Origin of the sequence: Streptomyces sp. S.PNR 29, from assembly GCF_030386795.1 — a bacterium.
In the GTDB taxonomy this organism is placed as follows: Bacteria; Actinomycetota; Actinomycetes; order Streptomycetales; family Streptomycetaceae; genus Streptomyces.
Genome location: NZ_JANUQM010000003.1, coordinates 591,094 through 609,856, shown reverse-complemented (window position 1 = coordinate 609,856; position 18,763 = coordinate 591,094). Strand labels below are relative to the sequence as shown.

The window sequence follows — 18,763 nt, the reverse complement described above, 5'->3', positions numbered from 1 at the left end:
TCGCGGGCGCTCCGTTTCGGTACAAGCAGCGGTACGAGGCGGCCGCAACGGGCGACCGTCGCGCAGCATGAAGGAGCCGGCCATGGCATCACCCATGTCCGCGGGCAGCTTCTTGAAGGCGCTGAAGGCGGAGGGCCTCACCGTCGTCGAAGTCGGCGACTGGCAGACCCACAATCGCAACCACAAGGGCCCGTGGGGACCCGTCCACGGCGTGATGATCCACCACACCGTGACCAAGGGCAGCGCGCGGACCGTCGAGCTCTGCCGGAAGGGCTACGCGGACCTGCCGGGACCGCTGTGCCACGGTGTGATCACCAAGGACGGCACCGTCCACCTGGTCGGGTACGGCCGGGCCAACCACGCCGGGCTCGGCGACGACGAGGTACTGCGTGCGGTGATCGCCGAGAAGGGGCTGCCGAAGGACAACGAGGCCAACACCGACGGCAACCGGCACTTCTACGGCTTCGAGTGCGAGAACCTGGGCGACGGCGAGGATCCCTGGCCGGCGGCCCAGCTGGAGGCCATCGAGAGAGCCGCCGCCGCGGTCTGCCGCCACCACGGGTGGACGGAACGGTCCGTCATCGGGCACCTGGAGTGGCAGCCGGGGAAGGTCGACCCGCGGGGCTTCACGATGGCAGGGATGCGGGAGCGCATCCGGGAACGGCTGAAGTGATGGTGTGCCGCGGCTGGTGACGGATGACCGAGCGGGCCCGGTCCGCGTCCCACGGACGGCCCACAATGGTGTCGTGACCAGCACCGAATCCCCCGACCTCACCGCCCTGCGCCCGCGGCTGCCCTCGCCTTCGCAGGAGGTCCCGGACGAGCGCTTCGCCCGGCGGGGCGTCCGCCTGGTGCTGAAGCGGGACGATCTGATCCACCCGGAGTTGGTCGGCAACAAGTGGCGCAAGCTCGCGCCGAACCTCGCGGCGGCGGGTGGCCGGACCGTCGCCACCTTCGGCGGCGCGTACTCCAACCACCTGCGCGCCACGGCCGCCGCCGGGCGGCTGCTCGGTGTGCCCACGGTCGGCGTGGTGCGGGGCCAGGAGCTGGCCGACCGCCCGCTGAACCCCTCCCTGGCCCGGTGCGCGGCCGACGGCATGCGGCTGCATTTCGTCGACCGGTCGACGTATCGCCGCAAGACCGAGCCGGAGACCCTGGCGGCCGTCCTGCGGGCGGCGGGCGCCGAGGACGCGTACGTCGTTCCGGAGGGCGGCAGCAATGCCGACGCCGTCCGCGGCTGCCGTGCGCTCGGTGCGGAGCTGCGGGGCCGGGCCGACGTCGTCGCCGTCGCCTGCGGCACGGGCGGCACCTTCGCCGGGATGGCCGCCGGGCTCGCCGCAGATCAGCGAGCGCTGGGCATACCCGTCCTCAAGGGCGGCTTCCTGAGCGCCGACATACGGCGGCTCCAGGAACTGGCCTTCGGCGGTCCGCGCGGCGACTGGTGCCTGGTCGACCGCTTCCACTTCGGCGGCTACGCGCGCACCACCCCCGCACTCGACGCCTTCGCCGAGGACTTCGAGCACCGCCACGGCCTGCCCGTGGAGCGTCTCTATGTCGCCAAGTTGCTGTACGGCCTGGTGGCCCTCGTGGAGGAAGACGCCTTCCCACGCGGGACGACGATCGCGGCCGTCATCACCGGGCGCCCCTTCCCGGAGCCGGAGCGCCGCTGGACAGGCCCCAGGGCGGAGACCCCCTAGCTAGGCAGCTTCCCGGTAGATCGCCGCCTCCTCCAGGTCCAGCCTGCGCAGCAACGTCCGCAGCATCTCGTCGTCGATGTAGCGGCCGTTGCGCAGCTTGACGAAGACCTCGCGCTCGGCGCCGATCATCTCCCGGGACAGTCGCCGGTAGGTGTCGTCGACGGTCTCGCCGGTGACCGGGTTGACCTGGCCGAGGCGTTCCCAGACGGCGTTGCGGCGGCGCTCCAGGACTTGGCGGAGACGGTCGGCGAGCGGTGCCGGAAGGGCGTTGCGCTCATCGGTCAGGAGCTCGTCCAGGCGCTGCTCGGCGGCCCGGGAGGCCTGCGCCTGGGCGTTCGCCTCCGCGAGCGTCTCCGCCTGCGTGTCGCGCCCGGGGAACTTCAGGACGCGGATCAGCGGGGGCAGCGTCAGCCCCTGCACGACCAGCGTGCCGATGACCGTCGTGAAGGTCAGGAAGAGGATGAGATTGCGGTGCGGGAAAGGCTCGCCGCCGTTCACGGTGAGCGGGACCGAGAAGGCGATGGCCAGCGAGACGACGCCTCTCATGCCGGCCCAGCCGACCGTGACCGGCCCCCTCCAGGTGGGGTTCTCCTCACGCGCGCGGATGCGGGCCGACAGCGCGCGCGGCAGGAAGGTCGCCGGGAACACCCACACGAACCGGGCCGCCACCACCACCAGGAAGAGGGCGAGCGCGTACCAGGCGGCGTCGGCGCCCTCGTACTCCCCGAGTCCTCTCAGGACCACCGGCAGTTGCAGTCCGATGAGCGCGAACACGGACGACTCCAGGACGAACGCGACCATCCTCCACACCGCGTCCTCCTGGAGCCGGGTGGCGAAATCGACCTCCCACGCGCGGTGACCGAGGTGGAGTGCGACGACGACCACCGCCAGCACCCCGGAGGCGTGCACCTGCTCGGCCGCCGCGTAGGCCACGAAGGGGATCAGCAGGGAGAGGGTGTTCTGCAGCAGCGCTTCTTTCAGGTGGGTGCGCAACCAGTGGATCGGCACCATCAGCACCAGTCCGACACCGACCCCGCCGACCGCGGCGACCAGGAACTCGGTTATCCCGCCGGCCCACGTGGCGCCCTCCCCGACGGCGGCCGCGAGCGCCACCTTGTAGGCGGTGATCGCGGTGGCGTCGTTCAGCAGGGACTCGCCCTGGAGGATCGTGGTGATGCGCGACGGCAGGCCCACCCGGCGCGCGATCGCCGTGGCCGCGACGGCGTCCGGCGGCGCCACCACCGCGCCGAGCACCAGCGCCGCGGTCAGCGGCAGGCCGGGCACGATCAGATACGCGGCCCAGCCGACGGCGAAGGTCGCGAAGAGCACGTATCCCACCGACAGCAGTGCCACGGGGCGTGTCTGCGCCCGCAGGTCGAGGTAGGAGCTGTCGATGGCCGCCGTGTACAGCAGCGGGGGCAGCAGCAGCGGCAGGACGACGTGCGGATCCAGGGTGTAGTCGGGCACTCCGGGGACGTACGACACGACGAGCCCGGCCGCGACCAGCAGCAGCGGCGCCGGCACGGGGGTGCGCCGGGCGGCCGCGGCGATGGCGGCACTGCCCGCCACCAGCAACAGCAGTGGCATCACGTCCATCGGTTCTCGCCCGCCCCTCTTTTTTCGCGCGGTCATCCGCACAAGCGTCGTAATCTGGCAATCATGAAACAGTGCACGCACGCCGACGCGCTGCCGCACCCGGAACCACAGCCGCTGAGCGAGACATGTCCGGAGTGTCTGGCCGACGGCATGGATCCGGTGCAGCTGCGGCTCTGCCTCAGCTGCGGTCACGTCGGCTGCTGCGACTCCTCGCCGGGACGGCACGCAACGGAGCACCACAAGGACTCCGGCCACCCGGTGATGAGGACCTTCGAGCCCGGTGAGACCTGGCGCTGGTGCTTCGTCGATCACGTGCTCGTCTGAGACCCGGGAGCCGGACGGTTCGACCGTCTGACGTCTGGGTACGTCAATCCGGCGCGCGCTCTTCCCATTTGGGCCCGGCAAACCCCTAGCCACTGTGCGTATATGTATGTTTACTATGAGTGACAGCAGGGGGCTGGGGTCCCGGGGACAGTAACGTTCAGAGCGCGATAGCGTCACGCTGAACCACGTATCGCGTTCCCCGAGGGGGCGACCCTCGGCCCTGAAACGCTTGTACCACCTTGGAGGTGAGGGTGTCCCAGATCGCAGGCGAGCCCGCGACCCAGGACTTCGTGGAAGTCCGGCTGCCGGCTGCGGGTGCCTACCTGTCGGTGCTGCGTACGGCGACCGCCGGCCTCGCGGCCCGTTTGGACTTCACCCTCGACGAGATCGAGGACCTGCGCATCGCGGTGGACGAGGCGTGCGCGATCCTGCTCCAGCAGGCCGTGCCCGGCTCGGTACTCAGCTGCGTCTTCCGACTCGTCGACGACTCGCTCGAGGTCACCGTCTCGGCCCCGACCACGGACGGCCACGCCCCCTCGCGCGACACCTTCGCCTGGACGGTGCTGTCCGCCCTGGCGGGCAAGGTCTCCTCCGCCGTGGACGAAGACAAAACCGTTTCGATCAGCCTCTACAAACAGCGCGGCGCGGGACCCGGGCCGGCGTGAGGAACGGGGACGGGCCGGTGCGGGACGAAGAGCGCGGCACACGGGAACTGCCGGCCGAGGGCACGAGCAGCAGCAGCTCAAGCACATCCCGACGCATGGCGGACGGCATCGACGGCATCCCCGAGCAGGCCCGGCCGCATCCGGAGGACGCCTCCACGGCGAACGGACCTACGGATGCCGGCCGGCGGGATCGGGACGATGCCGTGCAGAGCACGCCTCCGGACGTACGGATCGGGGTCTCCCCCGTCCGTGGGGGCCCTCCCACCCGGGCGAAGCCGGGAGCGGGGGCGGAGGCGAGGGCTCGGGGAAGGGCGACGGGCGGGACGATGAGCGAGCACGAGCGATACGCCGGGGATGACGCGCTGGGCGCACAGAGCGTGCAGGGCACGCCGCACGGACCGCAGGATCGCAGCGGCGCACGCGCCATGTTCACCGAGCTGCGCGCCCTGAACCAGGGCAGCCCGGAGTACGCGGAGCTGCGCAACCAGCTGGTCCGGATGCATCTGCCGCTCGTCGAGCACCTCGCACGCCGCTTCCGCAACCGCGGCGAGCCGCTGGACGACCTCACCCAGGTCGCCACCATCGGCCTGATCAAGTCGGTCGACCGCTTCGACCCCGACCGCGGGGTGGAGTTCTCGACGTACGCGACTCCGACGGTCGTCGGCGAGATCAAGCGGCACTTCCGCGACAAGGGCTGGGCGGTGCGGGTGCCGCGACGGCTGCAGGAGCTGCGGCTGGCGCTGACGACGGCGACCGCGGAGCTCTCACAGCTGCACGGCCGCTCCCCCACGGTCCACGAGCTCGCCGAGAAGCTGTCGATCTCGGAGGAGGAGGTCCTGGAGGGCCTGGAGTCCGCCAACGCGTACTCCACGCTGTCCCTGGACGTTCCGGACACGGACGACGAGTCCCCGGCGGTCGCGGACACTCTCGGCGCCGAGGACGAGGCACTGGAGGGTGTCGAGTACCGGGAGTCGCTCAAGCCGCTGCTTGAGGATCTGCCACCGCGCGAGAAGCGGATCCTGCTGCTGCGCTTCTTCGGCAACATGACCCAGTCGCAGATCGCACAGGAGGTCGGGATCTCGCAGATGCACGTGTCGCGCCTGCTGGCGCGCACGCTGGCGCAGCTGCGGGAGAAGCTGCTCGTCGAGGAGTAGCGGTCACTTCTGCACGTTGCCGGGCCCCCGGATCCCGAGGGCCCTGGTCGTCTCGGGGTTGACGAGCAGGACGAGCGCCGTGACGGCCACGACCGCGAGCACGATCCCCGCCGGGATCGCCACGCTGTCGGCCTGCAGCAGGTTGTAGGCCACCGGCAGCGCCATGATCTGCGTGATGACGGCGGGTCCGCGACTCCAGCTTCGCCGGCCGAGCAGCCCGCGGGCGGCGAGCAGCGGCAGCAGCGCGAGGACGACGAGGGTGATGCCGCCAGTGACGGCCGAGGTCCGGTCGTCCGGGTGGCCGGTGAGGCCCCGGACGAGCATCCAGACGCCGCCGGCGACGAGCGCCAATCCCTCGAACGCGGCGAGCCCCGCCGCTGCGGTCAGCCGCACAGGACGGGGGCCCGCCTCTTCGGCGGCTTCGGGGGCGGGAGTCTGCTCACTGCTCACCCTTGAAGAGTAGCCCTCGCCGTTCAGACCCCCGTGGTGAGCCTCACGCGGCGATCTCTTACCCGATCCCTACCTCGCCCTGTGCCCGGTACCGCCCAGTAGGTACTCTGCACACCATGCGTGCACTTCTCGTGGTCAACCCGGCGGCAACCACCACAAGCGCACGTACGCGCGAAGTCCTGATTCACGCGCTCGCGAGCGAGATGAAGCTGGAGGCGGTCACCACCGAGTACCGCGGCCACGCGCGCGACCTGGGCCGGCAGGCGGCGGAGAGCGAGGACATAGACCTGGTCGTGGCCCTCGGCGGCGACGGCACGGTCAACGAGGTGGTCAACGGCCTGCTGCACGCCGGCCCCGACCCGGCACACCTGCCGGGGCTCGCCGTGGTTCCCGGCGGCTCCACCAACGTCTTCGCCCGCGCGCTGGGTCTGCCCAATGACGCCGTCGAGGCCACCGGCGCCCTGCTCGACGCGCTGCGTGAGAGCAGCGAACGTACGGTCGGGCTGGGCCTGGCCTCGGGCACGCCGGGCACGGACGACGAGGCGGTCCCGGCCCGCTGGTTCACCTTCAACGCGGGGCTGGGCTTCGACGCCGGGGTGGTCGGGCGGGTGGAGCAGCACCGCGAGCGCGGCAAGAAATCCACACACGCTCTTTACGTACGCCAGGTAGTGCGTCAACTGCTCGGCGAGCCGAACCGCCGGCACGGCACGATCACGTTGGAGCGGGCCGGTGAGGAACCGATCACCGATCTCGTCCTGTCCATAGTCTCGAACACCTCGCCCTGGACGTTTCTGGGTAATCGCCCGATCTACGCGTCGCCTAAGGCCTCGTTCGATACCGGCCTCGACATCTTCGGTCTCAGCCGCCTCTCCTCGGCCGCGGTTGCCCGGTATGGCACCCAGTTGCTCACTTCGTCCCCCGAGCGTGGCCCCCGGGGCAGGCACGCGGTCTCGCTGCACGACCTCACCGAGTTCACCTTGCATTCGAAGGCTCCGCTGCCCCTCCAGATGGACGGTGACCACCTCGGACTGCGTACCAGCGTGACGTTCACAGGCGTACGCCGTGCACTGCGTGTGATTGTGTGAGCAGAAGGGGCTAAAGTCCTTTCACTCGAACGTTTAGGCCAGGATCCACCCCATGGAAGTACGGCTGTGACCTAGTCGACACCGAAGAATCAAAAAAAACTTTCCGGAAGGGCTTGTATCCGCCGCTGAGGTTTGCGAGTCTCTACGTGGCGATCGGGACGGCCCGCACCACCGGCCTCCACAGATCACCGGAACCCCTCTTCACATCACAGGACCACGCCAGGGCTACCTGGTGGTCGGCCCTTCACTTGTTGAGGGATTCGTGAAAGCGTTCACATTCACAAGCAACCTGCACGTAATATCCAAGGAGAGGTAGCAGCCATGGACTGGCGTCACAACGCCGTTTGCCGCGAGGAAGACCCCGAGCTCTTCTTCCCCATCGGCAACACCGGTCCTGCGCTGCTGCAGATCGAGGAAGCCAAGGCTGTTTGCCGTCGCTGCCCGGTTATCGAGCAGTGCCTGCAGTGGGCGCTCGAGTCCGGTCAGGACTCCGGCGTCTGGGGTGGTCTCAGCGAGGACGAGCGCCGTGCCATGAAGCGCCGCGCCGCCCGCAACCGGGCCCGTCAGGCCTCCGCCTGACCTACCCACCCAACAGCCTGAGCTTGGCGGCGCGTACAGCGAGTACGCATCTCCCGCCCCCGAGCCGCAGCGCGCAGTACCCCCGATGCGCCGCTTAGACAGAGCAGCAGCGAGCACTGGCCTCGGACCATCTGGTCCGGGGCTCTTTGCTTTTCCCGGGCGTTTCCCGCTTCCCGCTTCCCGCTTCCCGCTTCCGGCGGTGCTCGCTCGCCTTGTGCGCTATTTGTGTGTCCGCACCGGGATGTCGAGGATCACCCGGGTCCCGCGCTCCGGTGCCGGGACCATGTCGAAGGTGCCGCCCAACTCGCCTTCCACCAGGGTCCGCACGATCTGCAGGCCGAGGTTGCCGGCGGTGTGCGGATCGAAGCCCTCCGGCAGACCGACGCCGTCGTCCTGGACGGTGACCAGGAGCCGGGCCTCCTTCGTCGTACCGCCCCGGACGGCGGAGACCTCGACCGTACCGGTGTCGCCCTCCCGGAAGCCGTGCTCCAGGGCGTTCTGCAGGATCTCGGTCAGCACCATCGACAGCGGTGTGGCGACCTCGGCGTCCAGGATGCCGAAGCGGCCGGTGCGACGGCCGGTGACCTTGCCCGGCGAGATCTCGGCGACCATCGCCAGCACCCGGTCGGCGATCTCGTCGAACTCCACGCGCTCGTCCAGGTTCTGGGAGAGCGTCTCGTGCACGATCGCGATCGACCCGACCCGGCGCACGGCCTCTTCGAGGGCCTCACGGCCGCGATCGGAGCCGATGCGGCGGGCCTGGAGGCGAAGCAGGGCCGCCACCGTCTGGAGGTTGTTCTTCACCCGGTGGTGGATCTCGCGGATGGTCGCGTCCTTGGTGATCAACTCACGCTCGCGTCGCCTCAGTTCGGTGACGTCGCGGAGCAGGACGAGCGAACCGATGCGTGTGCCCTTGGGCTTGAGCGGGATCGCACGGAACTGGATCACCCCGTCGTTCGCCTCGATCTCGAACTCGCGGGGCGCCCAGCCGCTGGCGACCTTGGCGAGCGCCTCGTCCACCGGGCCACGGGAGGGCGCGAGTTCGGCGGTCGTCTTGCCGAGGTGGTGGCCGACCAGGTCGGCGGCGAGGCCCATGCGGTGGTAGGCGGACAGGGCGTTCGGGGAGGCGTACTGGACGATGCCGTCCGCGTCGACCCTGATCAGGCCGTCGCCCACGCGTGGCGCGGCGTCCATGTCCTTCTGCTGGTTCGCGAACGGGAAGGCGCCGGCCGCGATCATCTGCGCGAGGTCCGAGGCGCTCTGCAGGTAGGTGAGCTCCAGGCGGCTCGGGGTGCGCACGGTGAGGAGGTTGGTGTTGCGCGCGATGACGCCGAGCACGCGGCCCTCGCGGCGTACGGGGATCGACTCGACACGGACCGGAACCTCCTCGCGCCACTCCGGGTCACCCTCGCGCACGATGCGGCCCTCGTCCAGGGCGGCGTCCAGCATGGGACGGCGGCCGCGAGGGACGAGATGGCCCACCATGTCGTCCTGGTACGAGGTCGGGCCGGTGTTGGGACGCATCTGGGCGACGGAAACGTACCGCGTGCCGTCGCGGGTGGGGACCCACAGGACGAGGTCGGCGAAGGAGAGATCGGAGAGGAGTTGCCACTCCGAAACCAGCAGGTGGAGCCACTCGAGGTCGGAGTCGTCGAGGGCGGTGTGCTGGCGTACGAGTTCGTTCATGGAGGGCACGTCTGTGAGCGTACCTGGGGGTATGTGCGAGTCCGAAAATCGCCGGCACCCCTACGACCCCGAAAACACCCGCGGGCCGCGGCGCCTGAGAGGGACCCTCAACCCTCCCGGCACCGCAGCCCGGAGCAATATCGGCCGTGGGGTGTGCGGTCCCGGTCGGCCGAAGGATGAGGACCCGGGGCAGTCAGGGCAGAGAGCTCCGGTTCCTCGGTCCGCCCTCCTGTGCGGGGAAGGCGGAAGCCTGACGTTCACCTTGCGTGAGGTGCTGCGCGGGGCGCCGCACAAGGCGCCTCGTGGACATTGTGGACTAGACCACTGTCCGTGTCCATGCGTTGGGGGATGTTTGTTGTTGTCACTTTCCGCCCACTACTCGGACGTCCGAGCACCAGGAAGAAGACTAACCCTGTTGGCTCATGAGCGGGGCCAGATGGACATGGCAATTTCCGCGAGAGCCTTCAGTTCCTCGCGGCTCGCGCCGTCGCGCGCCTGTTGGGACATCCCCTGGATCATCGCGCCGGCATGCCGGGCGAGGGCGGCGGCGTCGGTGTCCGGGGGCAGCACCCCGGCGGCGACGTCGGCTGCGATACGGCTCTCGAAAGCGGCGATGTTGGCGTTGCGCCGCTCCCGCAGGGACTCCTCGACCTCGGGAGTCGAGCAGTTGGTGGCCGCGTGGATGACGAGGCAGCCGTGCGGACGGCCGGGGACCGTGTACTCGACGGCGGCCTCGTGCAACATCCGCTCTATGGCGGCTCGGGCGGTGGGCTCCTCGGCGAGGGCACGGTCACCGAAGGAGCCGTACTTCGCGCCGTACTCCCGTACGACCTCCTCGAACAGCGAGCGCTTGTCGCCGAAGGCCGCATAGAGGCTCGGGGTGCCAATGTCCATGACACGGGTGAGATCGGAGACGGAGGTCGCCTCGTAGCCGTGCTCCCAGAAGGCCATGAGGGCCTTCTCCAGGGCGGTGGCGCGATCGAAGGAGCGGGGACGGCCACGGGGCTTGGCGGCGGACCGGCCTGGCTTCGACCTGGCCTGAACCTCGACCTTCGCGTCGACGTCCGGCCTTCGCTCAGCGCCCGGGCTTCGCTCGACGTCCGGCTCCGGCCGCGCCGCTGCCGAGGGACTCACCCCGGTCTCCTCACTGCTCACCATGGAGTGCATTTTATAGCGGGCACTAGAGAAATGTCTGCGGGGTGCTGTACGGTCCTTTCTGTAGCGACCGCTAGGAAATTGGAAGGGGCGCAGGCATGGGCGTGCTCACGGGCAGGACGGCTCTCGTCACGGGGGCGAGCAGGGGGATCGGGCGAGGGATCGCCGAGCGACTGGGGCGCGACGGGGCGCGGGTCGCGGTGCACTACGGCAGGAACGAGACGGCGGCGAAGGAGACGGTCACCGCGATCGAGGCGGCGGGCGGTTCGGCGTTCACCATCGGCGTGGAGCTGGGCGTTCCCGGCGACGCCGAGGCGCTATGGGAGGAGTTCGACCGGCACGCGGACGGGCTGGACATCCTGGTGAACAACGCGGGGATCGGCAACACCCGGCCGATCGAGGAGATCGAGGAGCGGGAGTACGACAAGGTCTTCGCGGTGAACGTGAAGGCACCCTTCTTCATCCTCAAGCACGGCATGGGGCGATTGCGGGACGGCGGCCGGGTCATCAACATCTCGTCGGGGCTCGCCCGGACCGCGGTGATGCCGGACAACATGGCGTACGCGATGACGAAGGGCGCCCTGGACGTCTTCTCCCGGGACCTGTCCAAGGTGCTGGGACGCCGAGGCATCACGGTGAACTCGGTGGCGCCCGGCATCATCGACACGGACAACACGGCGGAGCTGCTGCACGGGAGCGCGGAGGGCTGGGCCAAGGCCGCGGCGATATCCGCTCTGGGCGGGGTGGGCAGCCCGGCCGACGTCGCAGACGTGGTGGCGTTCCTGGCCTCGGACGGCGGCCGGTGGGTCACGGGAAGCTGGGTGGATGCGACGGGCGGTTCCCTGACGTGATCCGCGGTGATCCGAAAGGGGAGAATTCGACCTTTCGTTGCCCTTCCGTTGCGCAGGCTCAACACGCTCACACCATGCGACTCTGTTAGATTGGTCTAAACCACACAGCCCTCTCGGATACCGGTTGAGTTCCCTCTTCAGATCGGCAGGCCCAGCGTGGAAGTTGTCATCGTTCCGGACGCCAAGGCAGGTGGCGAGCTCATAGCCGACGCCATGGCGCAGCTGCTCGGGCGCAAGCCCGACGCCCTGCTCGGCGTGGCCACCGGCTCGACCCCGCTGCCCGTCTACGAGGCGCTGGCGGCCAAGGTGCGGTCGGGTGCCGTTGATGTCTCTCGGGCGCGGATAGCCCAGCTCGACGAGTACGTGGGGCTGCCCGCCGAGCATCCCGAGTCGTACCGCTCGGTGCTCCGACGCGAGGTGCTGGAGCCGCTCGGGATAGGGATGGCCGCGTTCATGGGGCCCGACGGGACCGCTGAGGACGTGCAGGGGGCGTGCGAGGCGTACGACAGGGCGTTGGCCGAGGCCGGCGGCGTGGATCTGCAGCTGCTCGGTATCGGGACGGACGGGCACATCGGGTTCAACGAGCCGTGCTCCTCGCTGGCCTCGCGGACCCGGATCAAGACGCTGACCGAGCAGACCCGGATCGACAACGCGCGCTTCTTCGACGGGGACATCGAGCAGGTGCCGCACCATGTGATCACGCAGGGCATCGGCACGATTCTGGAGGCCCGGCACCTCGTACTGCTCGCCACCGGCGAGGGCAAGGCGGACGCGGTCGCCGCGACCGTCGAAGGGCCGGTCGCGGCGGTCTGCCCGGCCTCCGCGCTACAGCTCCATCCGCACGCGACAGTGATCGTCGACGAGGCCGCCGCGTCCAAGCTGAAGCTCGCCGACTACTTCCGTTACACATACGCCAACAAGCCGGAGTGGCAGGGGATATAGCCCCCCCGCCCCCGGATACACGAAGGCCCCGGCCGCCCCGCGGGGTGACCGGCACCTTCGCGACGCGGGTGCAGCGTGTCGGCCGGGGAAGGGCAGTCGGGCCGTGGCCCTGCCGAGGCCCTGCCTGCCTGAGGCGGGTCGGGCACCACGGCCGTGCCTGACATGAGCGGTGGGGCGATACGGCCATGAGAACGATGCCCCGCCTGGGCCGGCCCGCCAGCCGTGCCGCGAGCCGTGGCCGGCCAGAAGAACGGTGAGGTGCCATACCCCGCCCGGCTGGAGCCCAGCTCCGCCCGCGCCGGCCCACGAACCGTGACCGACGCGAGTGGTGGTGCCATGCCCCACGGAAGCCCGCGCCTGGCGTGAGCGCCCTGGCCGCCGGCTACACCCCCGCGATGACTTCCGCCGCCGCCCGGCCGCAGACCCGGGCCGCACCGTGGGTGGCGATGTGGAGGGCGCCTCGGGATGGGGCGTGTGGGACGCCCATCTCGACGACGATGGTGTCCGGGCGGGCTGAGAGGAGGGTGTCGAGGGCGGTGCTCATCCAGGGGTGACGGTGTTCGTCACGGACGACGGCGACGATTCGCCGCTCCCCCGCCGCCGCCAGCGCCGTGATCCCCGCGTCCTCGCCCACGAAGCTGCCCGTCTCCGTGCCGGGGATCAGGCGGAGGAGTTCCGCGGCCACGCCCCAAGGGGTCTCGTGACCGACAGCGATGTTGGCGACGGGGGTGAGGGCGGCGACGTACGGCGGCTCGGTGAGCGGGGTGAAGCCGTCCGCGCCGGCGCCCACCGCACCGGTGACCCTCCCGCCGACGCCCATCTCATCGGTGGCCCTCCCGGCGGTGCCCACCGCATCGGCGGCCCCGTCGCTGGTGCCCACCGCACCGGCGGCCCTCCCGCCGACGCCCTTGGCGCTTGCGCCTTTCGCGCCGGTGTCCTTCCCGCCGGTGCCCCTGCTGGCGCCCGCCGCCTTCGCGCCGGGGTCCTCCCCGCCAGTGCCCCTGGCGCCCGCCGCCTTCGCGCCGGTGTCCTTGGCGCCGATGTCCTTGGCGTCGGTGCCCCCGGCATCCGCCCCGTTCGCGTCGGTGTCCTCCCCGCCAGTGCTCCGCGTGCCCGTGCCCGTCGGCCCCGTGACCTTCAGCGCTCGTCGCGCCGCGCGCAGGCCCACCTCGTCGTCGGCGGTGTCCGGGGACGGGCGCCCGGCTGTGGTGGTCCAGTGGGCCAGTGCCCGTACGCGGGCCGCCGCGTCGGCGAGGCGTTCCTCCGGCAGCTCGCCCGAGCGGACCGCCGCGACCAGGGCGTCGCGCAGCCGCCGTACCGTCTCGTCGTCCGCCAGGCCGCCGCCCACGCAGATGGCGTCGGCGCCGGCCGCGATGGCGAGGACGCTGCCGCGTTCGATGCCGTAGGTGGCGGCGACGGCCTGCATCTCCATGCCGTCGGTGACGATCAGGCCGTCGTAGCCGAGTTCGCCGCGGAGCAGCTCGGTCAGGATCCGGCGGGACAGGGTCGCCGGGCGGTCGGAGTCCAGGGCGGGGACCAGGATGTGGGCGCTCATCATCGCGCGGGTGCCGGCGGCTATCGCCGCGCGGAACGGGGCCAGTTCCCGTTCGGCCAGCACCGAGGGGTCCACGCCGATGCGGGGCAGGGCATGGTGGGAGTCGACGGCCGTGTCGCCGTGGCCCGGGAAGTGTTTGGTGCAGGCCGCGACTCCGGCGGACTGCAGGCCGGTGACATAGGCGGCGGTGTGGCGCGCGACGAGGTCGGGGTCGGCGCCGAAGGAGCGGACGCCGATCACCGGGTTCTCCGGGTCGGAGTTCACGTCGGCGGACGGGGCCCAGTTGAGGTTCACCCCGCAGGCAGCCAGACGCCGGCCGAGTTCGAAGGCAACGTCCCTGGTCAGCTCCACGTCGTCCACCGCGCCCAGCGCGTGGTTGCCGGGGAAGGAGGAACCGGTCCGTACCTCCAGGCGCGTGACGTCGCCGCCCTCCTCGTCGATCGCGACCAGGACGTCGTCGCGTTCGGCACGCAGCTGTGCCGTCAGGGCGGCCAGTTGCTCGGGCGAGGCGATGTTGCGGCCGAACAGGCCGACGGAGGCCAGGCCCTCGCCGAGCCGGCGCAGCAGCCAGTCGGGGGCGGTGGTGCCGGTGAAGCCGGGTTGGAGGACCGTCAGCGCGTCGCGCGTGAGGGTGTCGGTGCCGCTGGCGAATGTCGTCATCGGGGTGCGTTATCCCTTCACGGCGCCCGCGGTCAGGCCCGCGGCCATCTTGCGCTGGACGAGGAGGAACAGGACGACGATCGGTACCGCCATCATCGTGGCGCCGGCCATCATCGGGGCGTACTCGGTGCCGTGCTTGGTGGTGAAGTTCCCGAGCCACACGGTCGCGGTCTGGTTCTTCTGGCTGAGCAGCATCAGGGCGTACAGGTACTCGTTCCAGGCCTGGATGAAACCGTAGACCGAGGTGGCGACCATGCCGGGGGCGAGGAGGGGGAAGACGACCCGGACGAAGGCAGCCGTGCGGCTGCATCCGTCGACCATCGCAGCCTCCTCCAGTTCCTTCGGGATGTTGACGATGAAGCCGCGCAGCGTCCACACCGTGAAGGGGAGGATGAAGGTCAGGTAGGTGATGACCAGGCCGGAGAGCTTGTCGTACTGACCGAGGTCGTTCAGCAGCAGGAAGACCGGGATGATCATGGCGACGAGCGGGACCATCTGGACCGCCAGGATGCCCACGATCACGGCCTTGCGGCCGCGGAAGGCGAAGCGGGAGATGGCGAGGGCCGCCAGCATGCCGACGGCCATGCCGATCACGACCACCGCCAGCGACACGACGAGGCTGCGGCCCACCGGTCCCCAGAAGTCGGCGATGTCCAGCGCCCGGCGGAAGTTGGACAGCGTCAGCCCCGTGGGGAGCAGGCTCGGGTCCGGGTCGATGGCGTCCTTGGCGGGCTTGAACGCGGTGTTGAGCATCCAGTAGAGCGGGAAGCCCGCGGTGACGAAGACGAACAGACCCAGGAGGTTCCAGCCCAGCCGGGATTTCCGGCGGCCCGCGCTCACGACCGTACTCGTGCTCATGCTGCTCACTCGACGTCCCCGATCTTCAGCATCTGACGCATGTAGACGGCCACCACACCGAGCAGCAACAGCACGGTCAGCAGCGCGATCGCCGAGCCCTGCGCGTAGTCGTTGACCACGAACGCCCGGTCGTAGGAGTAGGTGTTGAGGACCTGGAACCCGGGCTCCGGGTGGCCGTTCCGCATCACGAAGACCTGCGGGAAGACGCCCATGTCCCAGATCACCGACAGGGTCGTGAGCATCACGATGATCGGCTTCAGGACGGGCAGGGTGACATAGCGGAAGACACCCCAGGAGCCGGCGCCGTCCAGCCGGGCGGCCTCCTCCAGTTCCCTGGGGACCTGGGTGAGACCGGCGCTCAAGGTGATCACGACGAAGGGCACCGCGCCCCACACCACCAGCAGCATGATCACGGCCAGGCCCTCCGGTCCGCTCGCGAACCAGTTGTGGCCGATCATCTCGACCCCGGGCAGCCTGCTGAGCAGCGCGTTGAAAACGCCGTAGTCCGAGTCGAAGAGCCACTTGAAGACGGTGGTGGCCACGATCACGGGCATGCCCCAGCCGGCCACCAGCACGATGTTGATCAGGACCTTCAGCCATCCGGAGACCCGTTGCAGCAGCAGCGCGATCGCCATGCCGGCGACCATCGTGAAGACGACGGCCCCGCCCGCGAAGACGAGGGTGCGCAGGACGACCGCCCAGAACTCGCCGTCGCCCAGCACCTTGCCGAAGTTGGCGAGCCCTACCCATTCGGCCGGCCGGAAGCCCCACAGCTGGGACTGGCCGAACGTCTGGAAGGACAGGGTGACCAGGCGGATCAGCGGATAGCCCATCACCAGGACGAGGATCAGCAGACAGGGCGCGAGCAACAGCCAGGGGGCCGCGGCCCCGCTCGACGGCCGCCTCATGCGCGGTGTCACAGGGGAGGGGGGTGGCGGCGCCTGCCGCGGCGGCGGCACCTGGACGGGGGTGGTGGTGTCTGCGGCACTCATCGCGCGCTCCTCGGCGGTCCCTGGGTGGTACGGGCCGCGGGGCTCCGCCGGCGACGGAGCCCCGCTCGCGGGTCACTTGGTGTTGATGACCTTGTCGATCGCGGCGTCCGCGTCCTTCGCGGCGGCCTCGACCGGCTTCTTGCCGGTGCCGATGTCCTGCAGCAGGTTCTGCAGGATCTGGGCCTTCTCGACCTGGCCCCAGCCCGGGGCCATCGGGACGAACCAGTTGGACTCGGCCGCGATGGCGGGGACCGCCGTCGCCGGGTCGTTCTTCAGCGTCGCGAGGTCGGTCTTGTTGTTGGGCAGGTTGCCCTTGGCCATCAGGCCCTTCTGCCCGGCGGGGCCGGTGAACGCGTTGATCCACTCGGCGGCGACGGCCTGCGCGTCGGACTTCACCGGGATGGCGAGGTCCGAACCGCCCAGGAAGACGGGCATGTTCCTGCCGGACGGGCCGGGCATCACGAAGGTCTCAAGGTTGTTCTTCAGCTTGCCGGTCTTGTCGTTCTTCGGGTCGGCCGCGGACGCGCCCTCCCAGGCGGCACCGAAGATCATGGCGGACTTGCCCTGGCCGTAGACGATGTAGCGGTCGGACTCGTCCTTGGTCTTGTCGCCGTGCATGTACTTGTCGACGACCTTCTTGAACTCCTTCAGGCCCTTGAGGGACTCGGGAGAGGAGAGGTTCGCCTTCCACTGGCCGCCCGACTCGACGGCGATGGAGCCACCGGCGTCGTAGACGAAGGACATGGCCGCGTACCAGTCGCGGGTGGGCTGGTACCAGGCGCTGAACTTGCCGCCCTCCTTCTTCTGGATCTTGCTCAGGGCGGCGGTGAGCTCCTTGTACGTCTTCGGGGGCGTCTTCACGCCGACCGAAGCGGCGATGTCCTTGCGCCAGTTGGCGACGCGGCCGCCGGCGTAGTAGGGGACGCCGTAGGTCTTGCCCTGGTACGTCACCGAGGCCTTGAGACCGTCGAGCCACTCGGCGGAGTTGGTGAACTCGGCGGGGTCGACAGGGGCGAAGGCGCCCTTGACCATGTAGCCGAGCATCTCGGTGTTGCCCATCTCGACCACATCGGGAACCTTGTCGGTGGCGAGGACGGCGTCGAGCTTGGTGTTCTTGTCCGGCCAGCCGTAGTACTCGTGGTTGATCTTGATGCCGGGGTGCTTCTTCTGCACCGCCGCGTCGGCGGCCTTCACCAGTTCCGGCCAGTTGTTCTGGGCGTCGACGGTGAGCCACACGGTCAGCTCCTTGGCGTCCGCGCCGCCCTTGCCCGAACCCCCGCTGCCGCTGTCGTTCCCACATGCCGCGATGGAGACCATCATGCCCGCGATACCGATCGCGGCTGTCAGCTTGCGCTTCACGCCATCCTCCTCAGGGATGCCACAAACCCCCCTGCTCCCGCGGTGACCGGCGTCGCAGCACGTACCGCCCGTGGGGCCAGGACCTGGACCAATGGTGTAGACCAGTACGGCGAGATTGGACCAGACCACCAGACCTGTCAAGACTCCCGAAGCGCCCCCGACCAGCTGTTATGCGACCTACATATGCAGGAACCTTTAAGTAAGAACCCGTCGAAAACCCGGCCGGACACGGCATACTCCGGGTAGACCACATGGAGTCGTGGACTAGACCAAAAGAAGCGCCGACGGTATACAAGTGGGATCGGTCGGCAGACGGAGCCGGGAAGGCGGAGCATGAGCACCGACATCAGCAGTGCGGAGAACGAGAACGGGACGACCGTCCGTACCGCACGTGTGCCCAAGTACTACCGCCTGAAGAAGCACCTGCTCGACATGACGGAGACACAGGCGCCCGGCACGCCGGTCCCGCCCGAGCGGACCCTCGCCGCGGAGTTCGACACCTCCCGCACGACCGTGCGCCAGGCCCTGCAGGAGCTGGTCGTCGAAGGCCGGCTGGAGCGCATCCAGGGCAAGGGCACCTTCGTCGCCAAGCCGAAGGTCTCGCAGGCGCTGCAACTCACCTCGTACACCGAGGACATGCGCGCCCAGGGGCTCGAACCCACCTCGCAGCTGCTGGACATCGGCTACATCACCGCGGACGACCGGCTCGCGGAGCTCCTCGACATCACGCCGGGCGGGCGGGTGCTGCGCATTGAGCGTCTACGCATGGCCAACGGCGAGCCGATGGCGATCGAGACGACCCATCTGTCCGCCAAGCGCTTCCCGGCGCTGCGCAGGTCCCTGGTCAAGTACACGTCCCTCTACACCGCGCTGGCCGAGGTGTACGACATCCATCTCGCCGAGGCCGAGGAGACCATCGAGACCTCACTCGCCACCCCGCGCGAGGCGGGACTGCTCGGCACCGACGTGGGCCTGCCGATGCTGCTGCTGTCCCGGCACTCGTTCGACAAGCAGGGCGCTCCGGTGGAGTGGGTCAGGTCCGTGTACCGGGGCGACAGGTACAAGTTCGTGGCCCGGCTGAAGCGACCGGCCGAGTAACACCGGAGCAATGCCGGACCGTTATACGGACGAGGGGTTCCGTTCCTGTGACGCGGT

General features: G+C 69.7%; 18 protein-coding genes. 10 read left to right on the top strand and 8 right to left on the bottom strand.

Annotated features, from left to right (window positions below; translation table 11 throughout):
* The first annotated feature begins 82 nt into the window (after positions 1 to 82).
* Together NW895_RS11595 and NW895_RS11590 are read left to right on the top strand one after the other, a co-directional pair.
* A complete protein-coding gene (locus tag NW895_RS11595) occupies positions 83 to 673 on the top strand; it encodes an N-acetylmuramoyl-L-alanine amidase (RefSeq protein WP_289935336.1) in 591 nt (196 codons plus the stop codon).
* A gap of 73 nt (positions 674 to 746) precedes the next feature.
* Positions 747 to 1,697 (top strand): pyridoxal-phosphate dependent enzyme, encoded by a 951-nt coding sequence (locus tag NW895_RS11590; protein WP_289935335.1) that lies wholly within the window; start codon positions 747 to 749, stop codon positions 1,695 to 1,697.
* On the opposite strand, the gene NW895_RS11585 is transcribed toward NW895_RS11590, so the two are convergent.
* Positions 1,698 to 3,293, bottom strand: a complete 1,596-nt coding sequence (locus tag NW895_RS11585) for a Na+/H+ antiporter (RefSeq protein WP_289935334.1) — start codon at positions 3,291 to 3,293, stop codon at positions 1,698 to 1,700.
* Positions 3,294 to 3,356: 63 nt separating this feature from the next.
* On the opposite strand from NW895_RS11585, the gene NW895_RS11580 reads away from it, so the two are divergent.
* The 3 genes from NW895_RS11580 to NW895_RS11570 all read left to right on the top strand — a co-directional run bounded on the left by NW895_RS11580 (position 3,357) and on the right by NW895_RS11570 (position 5,436).
* A complete protein-coding gene (locus NW895_RS11580; protein WP_289935333.1) occupies positions 3,357 to 3,617 on the top strand; it encodes a UBP-type zinc finger domain-containing protein in 261 nt (86 codons plus the stop codon).
* Positions 3,618 to 3,868: 251 nt separating this feature from the next.
* Entirely contained in the window at positions 3,869 to 4,282 is a 414-nt protein-coding gene (locus NW895_RS11575) for an anti-sigma regulatory factor (protein WP_004925829.1), read from the top strand.
* Positions 4,283 to 4,299: 17 nt separating this feature from the next.
* Positions 4,300 to 5,436 (top strand): RNA polymerase sigma factor SigF, encoded by a 1,137-nt coding sequence (locus NW895_RS11570; protein ID WP_289935523.1) that lies wholly within the window; start codon positions 4,300 to 4,302, stop codon positions 5,434 to 5,436.
* Positions 5,437 to 5,439: 3 nt separating this feature from the next.
* Here NW895_RS11570 and NW895_RS11565 read toward each other — a convergent pair whose 3' ends face one another.
* Positions 5,440 to 5,886 carry a hypothetical protein gene (locus tag NW895_RS11565; protein ID WP_289935332.1) on the bottom strand — a complete coding sequence of 149 codons (447 nt, stop codon included), beginning with the start codon at positions 5,884 to 5,886 and terminating at the stop codon, positions 5,440 to 5,442.
* 116 nt (positions 5,887 to 6,002) lie between these two features.
* Between NW895_RS11565 and NW895_RS11560 the strand changes: the two genes are divergently transcribed.
* A complete protein-coding gene (locus tag NW895_RS11560) occupies positions 6,003 to 6,971 on the top strand; it encodes a diacylglycerol kinase family protein (protein ID WP_289935331.1) in 969 nt (322 codons plus the stop codon).
* A gap of 321 nt (positions 6,972 to 7,292) precedes the next feature.
* On the top strand, positions 7,293 to 7,550 hold the full coding sequence (locus tag NW895_RS11555) for a WhiB family transcriptional regulator (RefSeq protein WP_003992873.1): 258 nt from the start codon (positions 7,293 to 7,295) through the stop codon (positions 7,548 to 7,550).
* A 219-nt stretch (positions 7,551 to 7,769) separates the two neighbouring features.
* Here the strand turns inward: NW895_RS11555 and NW895_RS11550 are convergent, their stop codons facing one another.
* Positions 7,770 to 9,236, bottom strand: coding sequence for a PAS domain-containing sensor histidine kinase (locus tag NW895_RS11550; RefSeq protein WP_289935522.1), 1,467 nt, complete (start codon positions 9,234 to 9,236; stop codon positions 7,770 to 7,772).
* 420 nt (positions 9,237 to 9,656) lie between these two features.
* Positions 9,657 to 10,394, bottom strand: a complete 738-nt coding sequence (locus NW895_RS11545; RefSeq protein WP_289935330.1) for a TetR/AcrR family transcriptional regulator — start codon at positions 10,392 to 10,394, stop codon at positions 9,657 to 9,659.
* A gap of 95 nt (positions 10,395 to 10,489) precedes the next feature.
* Here NW895_RS11545 and NW895_RS11540 point away from each other — a divergent pair, with 95 nt between their 5' ends.
* Positions 10,490 to 11,242 (top strand): SDR family oxidoreductase, encoded by a 753-nt coding sequence (locus NW895_RS11540; protein WP_289935329.1) that lies wholly within the window; start codon positions 10,490 to 10,492, stop codon positions 11,240 to 11,242.
* A 156-nt stretch (positions 11,243 to 11,398) separates the two neighbouring features.
* Positions 11,399 to 12,184 (top strand): glucosamine-6-phosphate deaminase, encoded by a 786-nt coding sequence (gene nagB / locus NW895_RS11535; RefSeq protein WP_289935328.1) that lies wholly within the window; start codon positions 11,399 to 11,401, stop codon positions 12,182 to 12,184.
* A gap of 382 nt (positions 12,185 to 12,566) precedes the next feature.
* Here nagB and NW895_RS11530 read toward each other — a convergent pair whose 3' ends face one another.
* The 4 genes from NW895_RS11530 to NW895_RS11515 form a co-directional block, all read right to left on the bottom strand.
* Positions 12,567 to 14,399 (bottom strand): glycoside hydrolase family 3 protein, encoded by a 1,833-nt coding sequence (locus NW895_RS11530; protein WP_289935327.1) that lies wholly within the window; start codon positions 14,397 to 14,399, stop codon positions 12,567 to 12,569.
* Positions 14,400 to 14,408: 9 nt separating this feature from the next.
* Positions 14,409 to 15,257, bottom strand: a complete 849-nt coding sequence (locus NW895_RS11525; protein ID WP_289935326.1) for a carbohydrate ABC transporter permease — start codon at positions 15,255 to 15,257, stop codon at positions 14,409 to 14,411.
* Between the two features lie 5 nt (positions 15,258 to 15,262).
* Positions 15,263 to 16,249 carry a sugar ABC transporter permease gene (locus NW895_RS11520; RefSeq protein WP_289935325.1) on the bottom strand — a complete coding sequence of 329 codons (987 nt, stop codon included), beginning with the start codon at positions 16,247 to 16,249 and terminating at the stop codon, positions 15,263 to 15,265.
* A gap of 72 nt (positions 16,250 to 16,321) precedes the next feature.
* Positions 16,322 to 17,608 carry an extracellular solute-binding protein gene (locus tag NW895_RS11515; protein WP_289935324.1) on the bottom strand — a complete coding sequence of 429 codons (1,287 nt, stop codon included), beginning with the start codon at positions 17,606 to 17,608 and terminating at the stop codon, positions 16,322 to 16,324.
* A 333-nt stretch (positions 17,609 to 17,941) separates the two neighbouring features.
* Here NW895_RS11515 and NW895_RS11510 point away from each other — a divergent pair, with 333 nt between their 5' ends.
* Positions 17,942 to 18,706, top strand: a complete 765-nt coding sequence (locus tag NW895_RS11510; RefSeq protein ID WP_289935323.1) for a GntR family transcriptional regulator — start codon at positions 17,942 to 17,944, stop codon at positions 18,704 to 18,706.
* Positions 18,707 to 18,763: the final 57 nt, after the last annotated feature.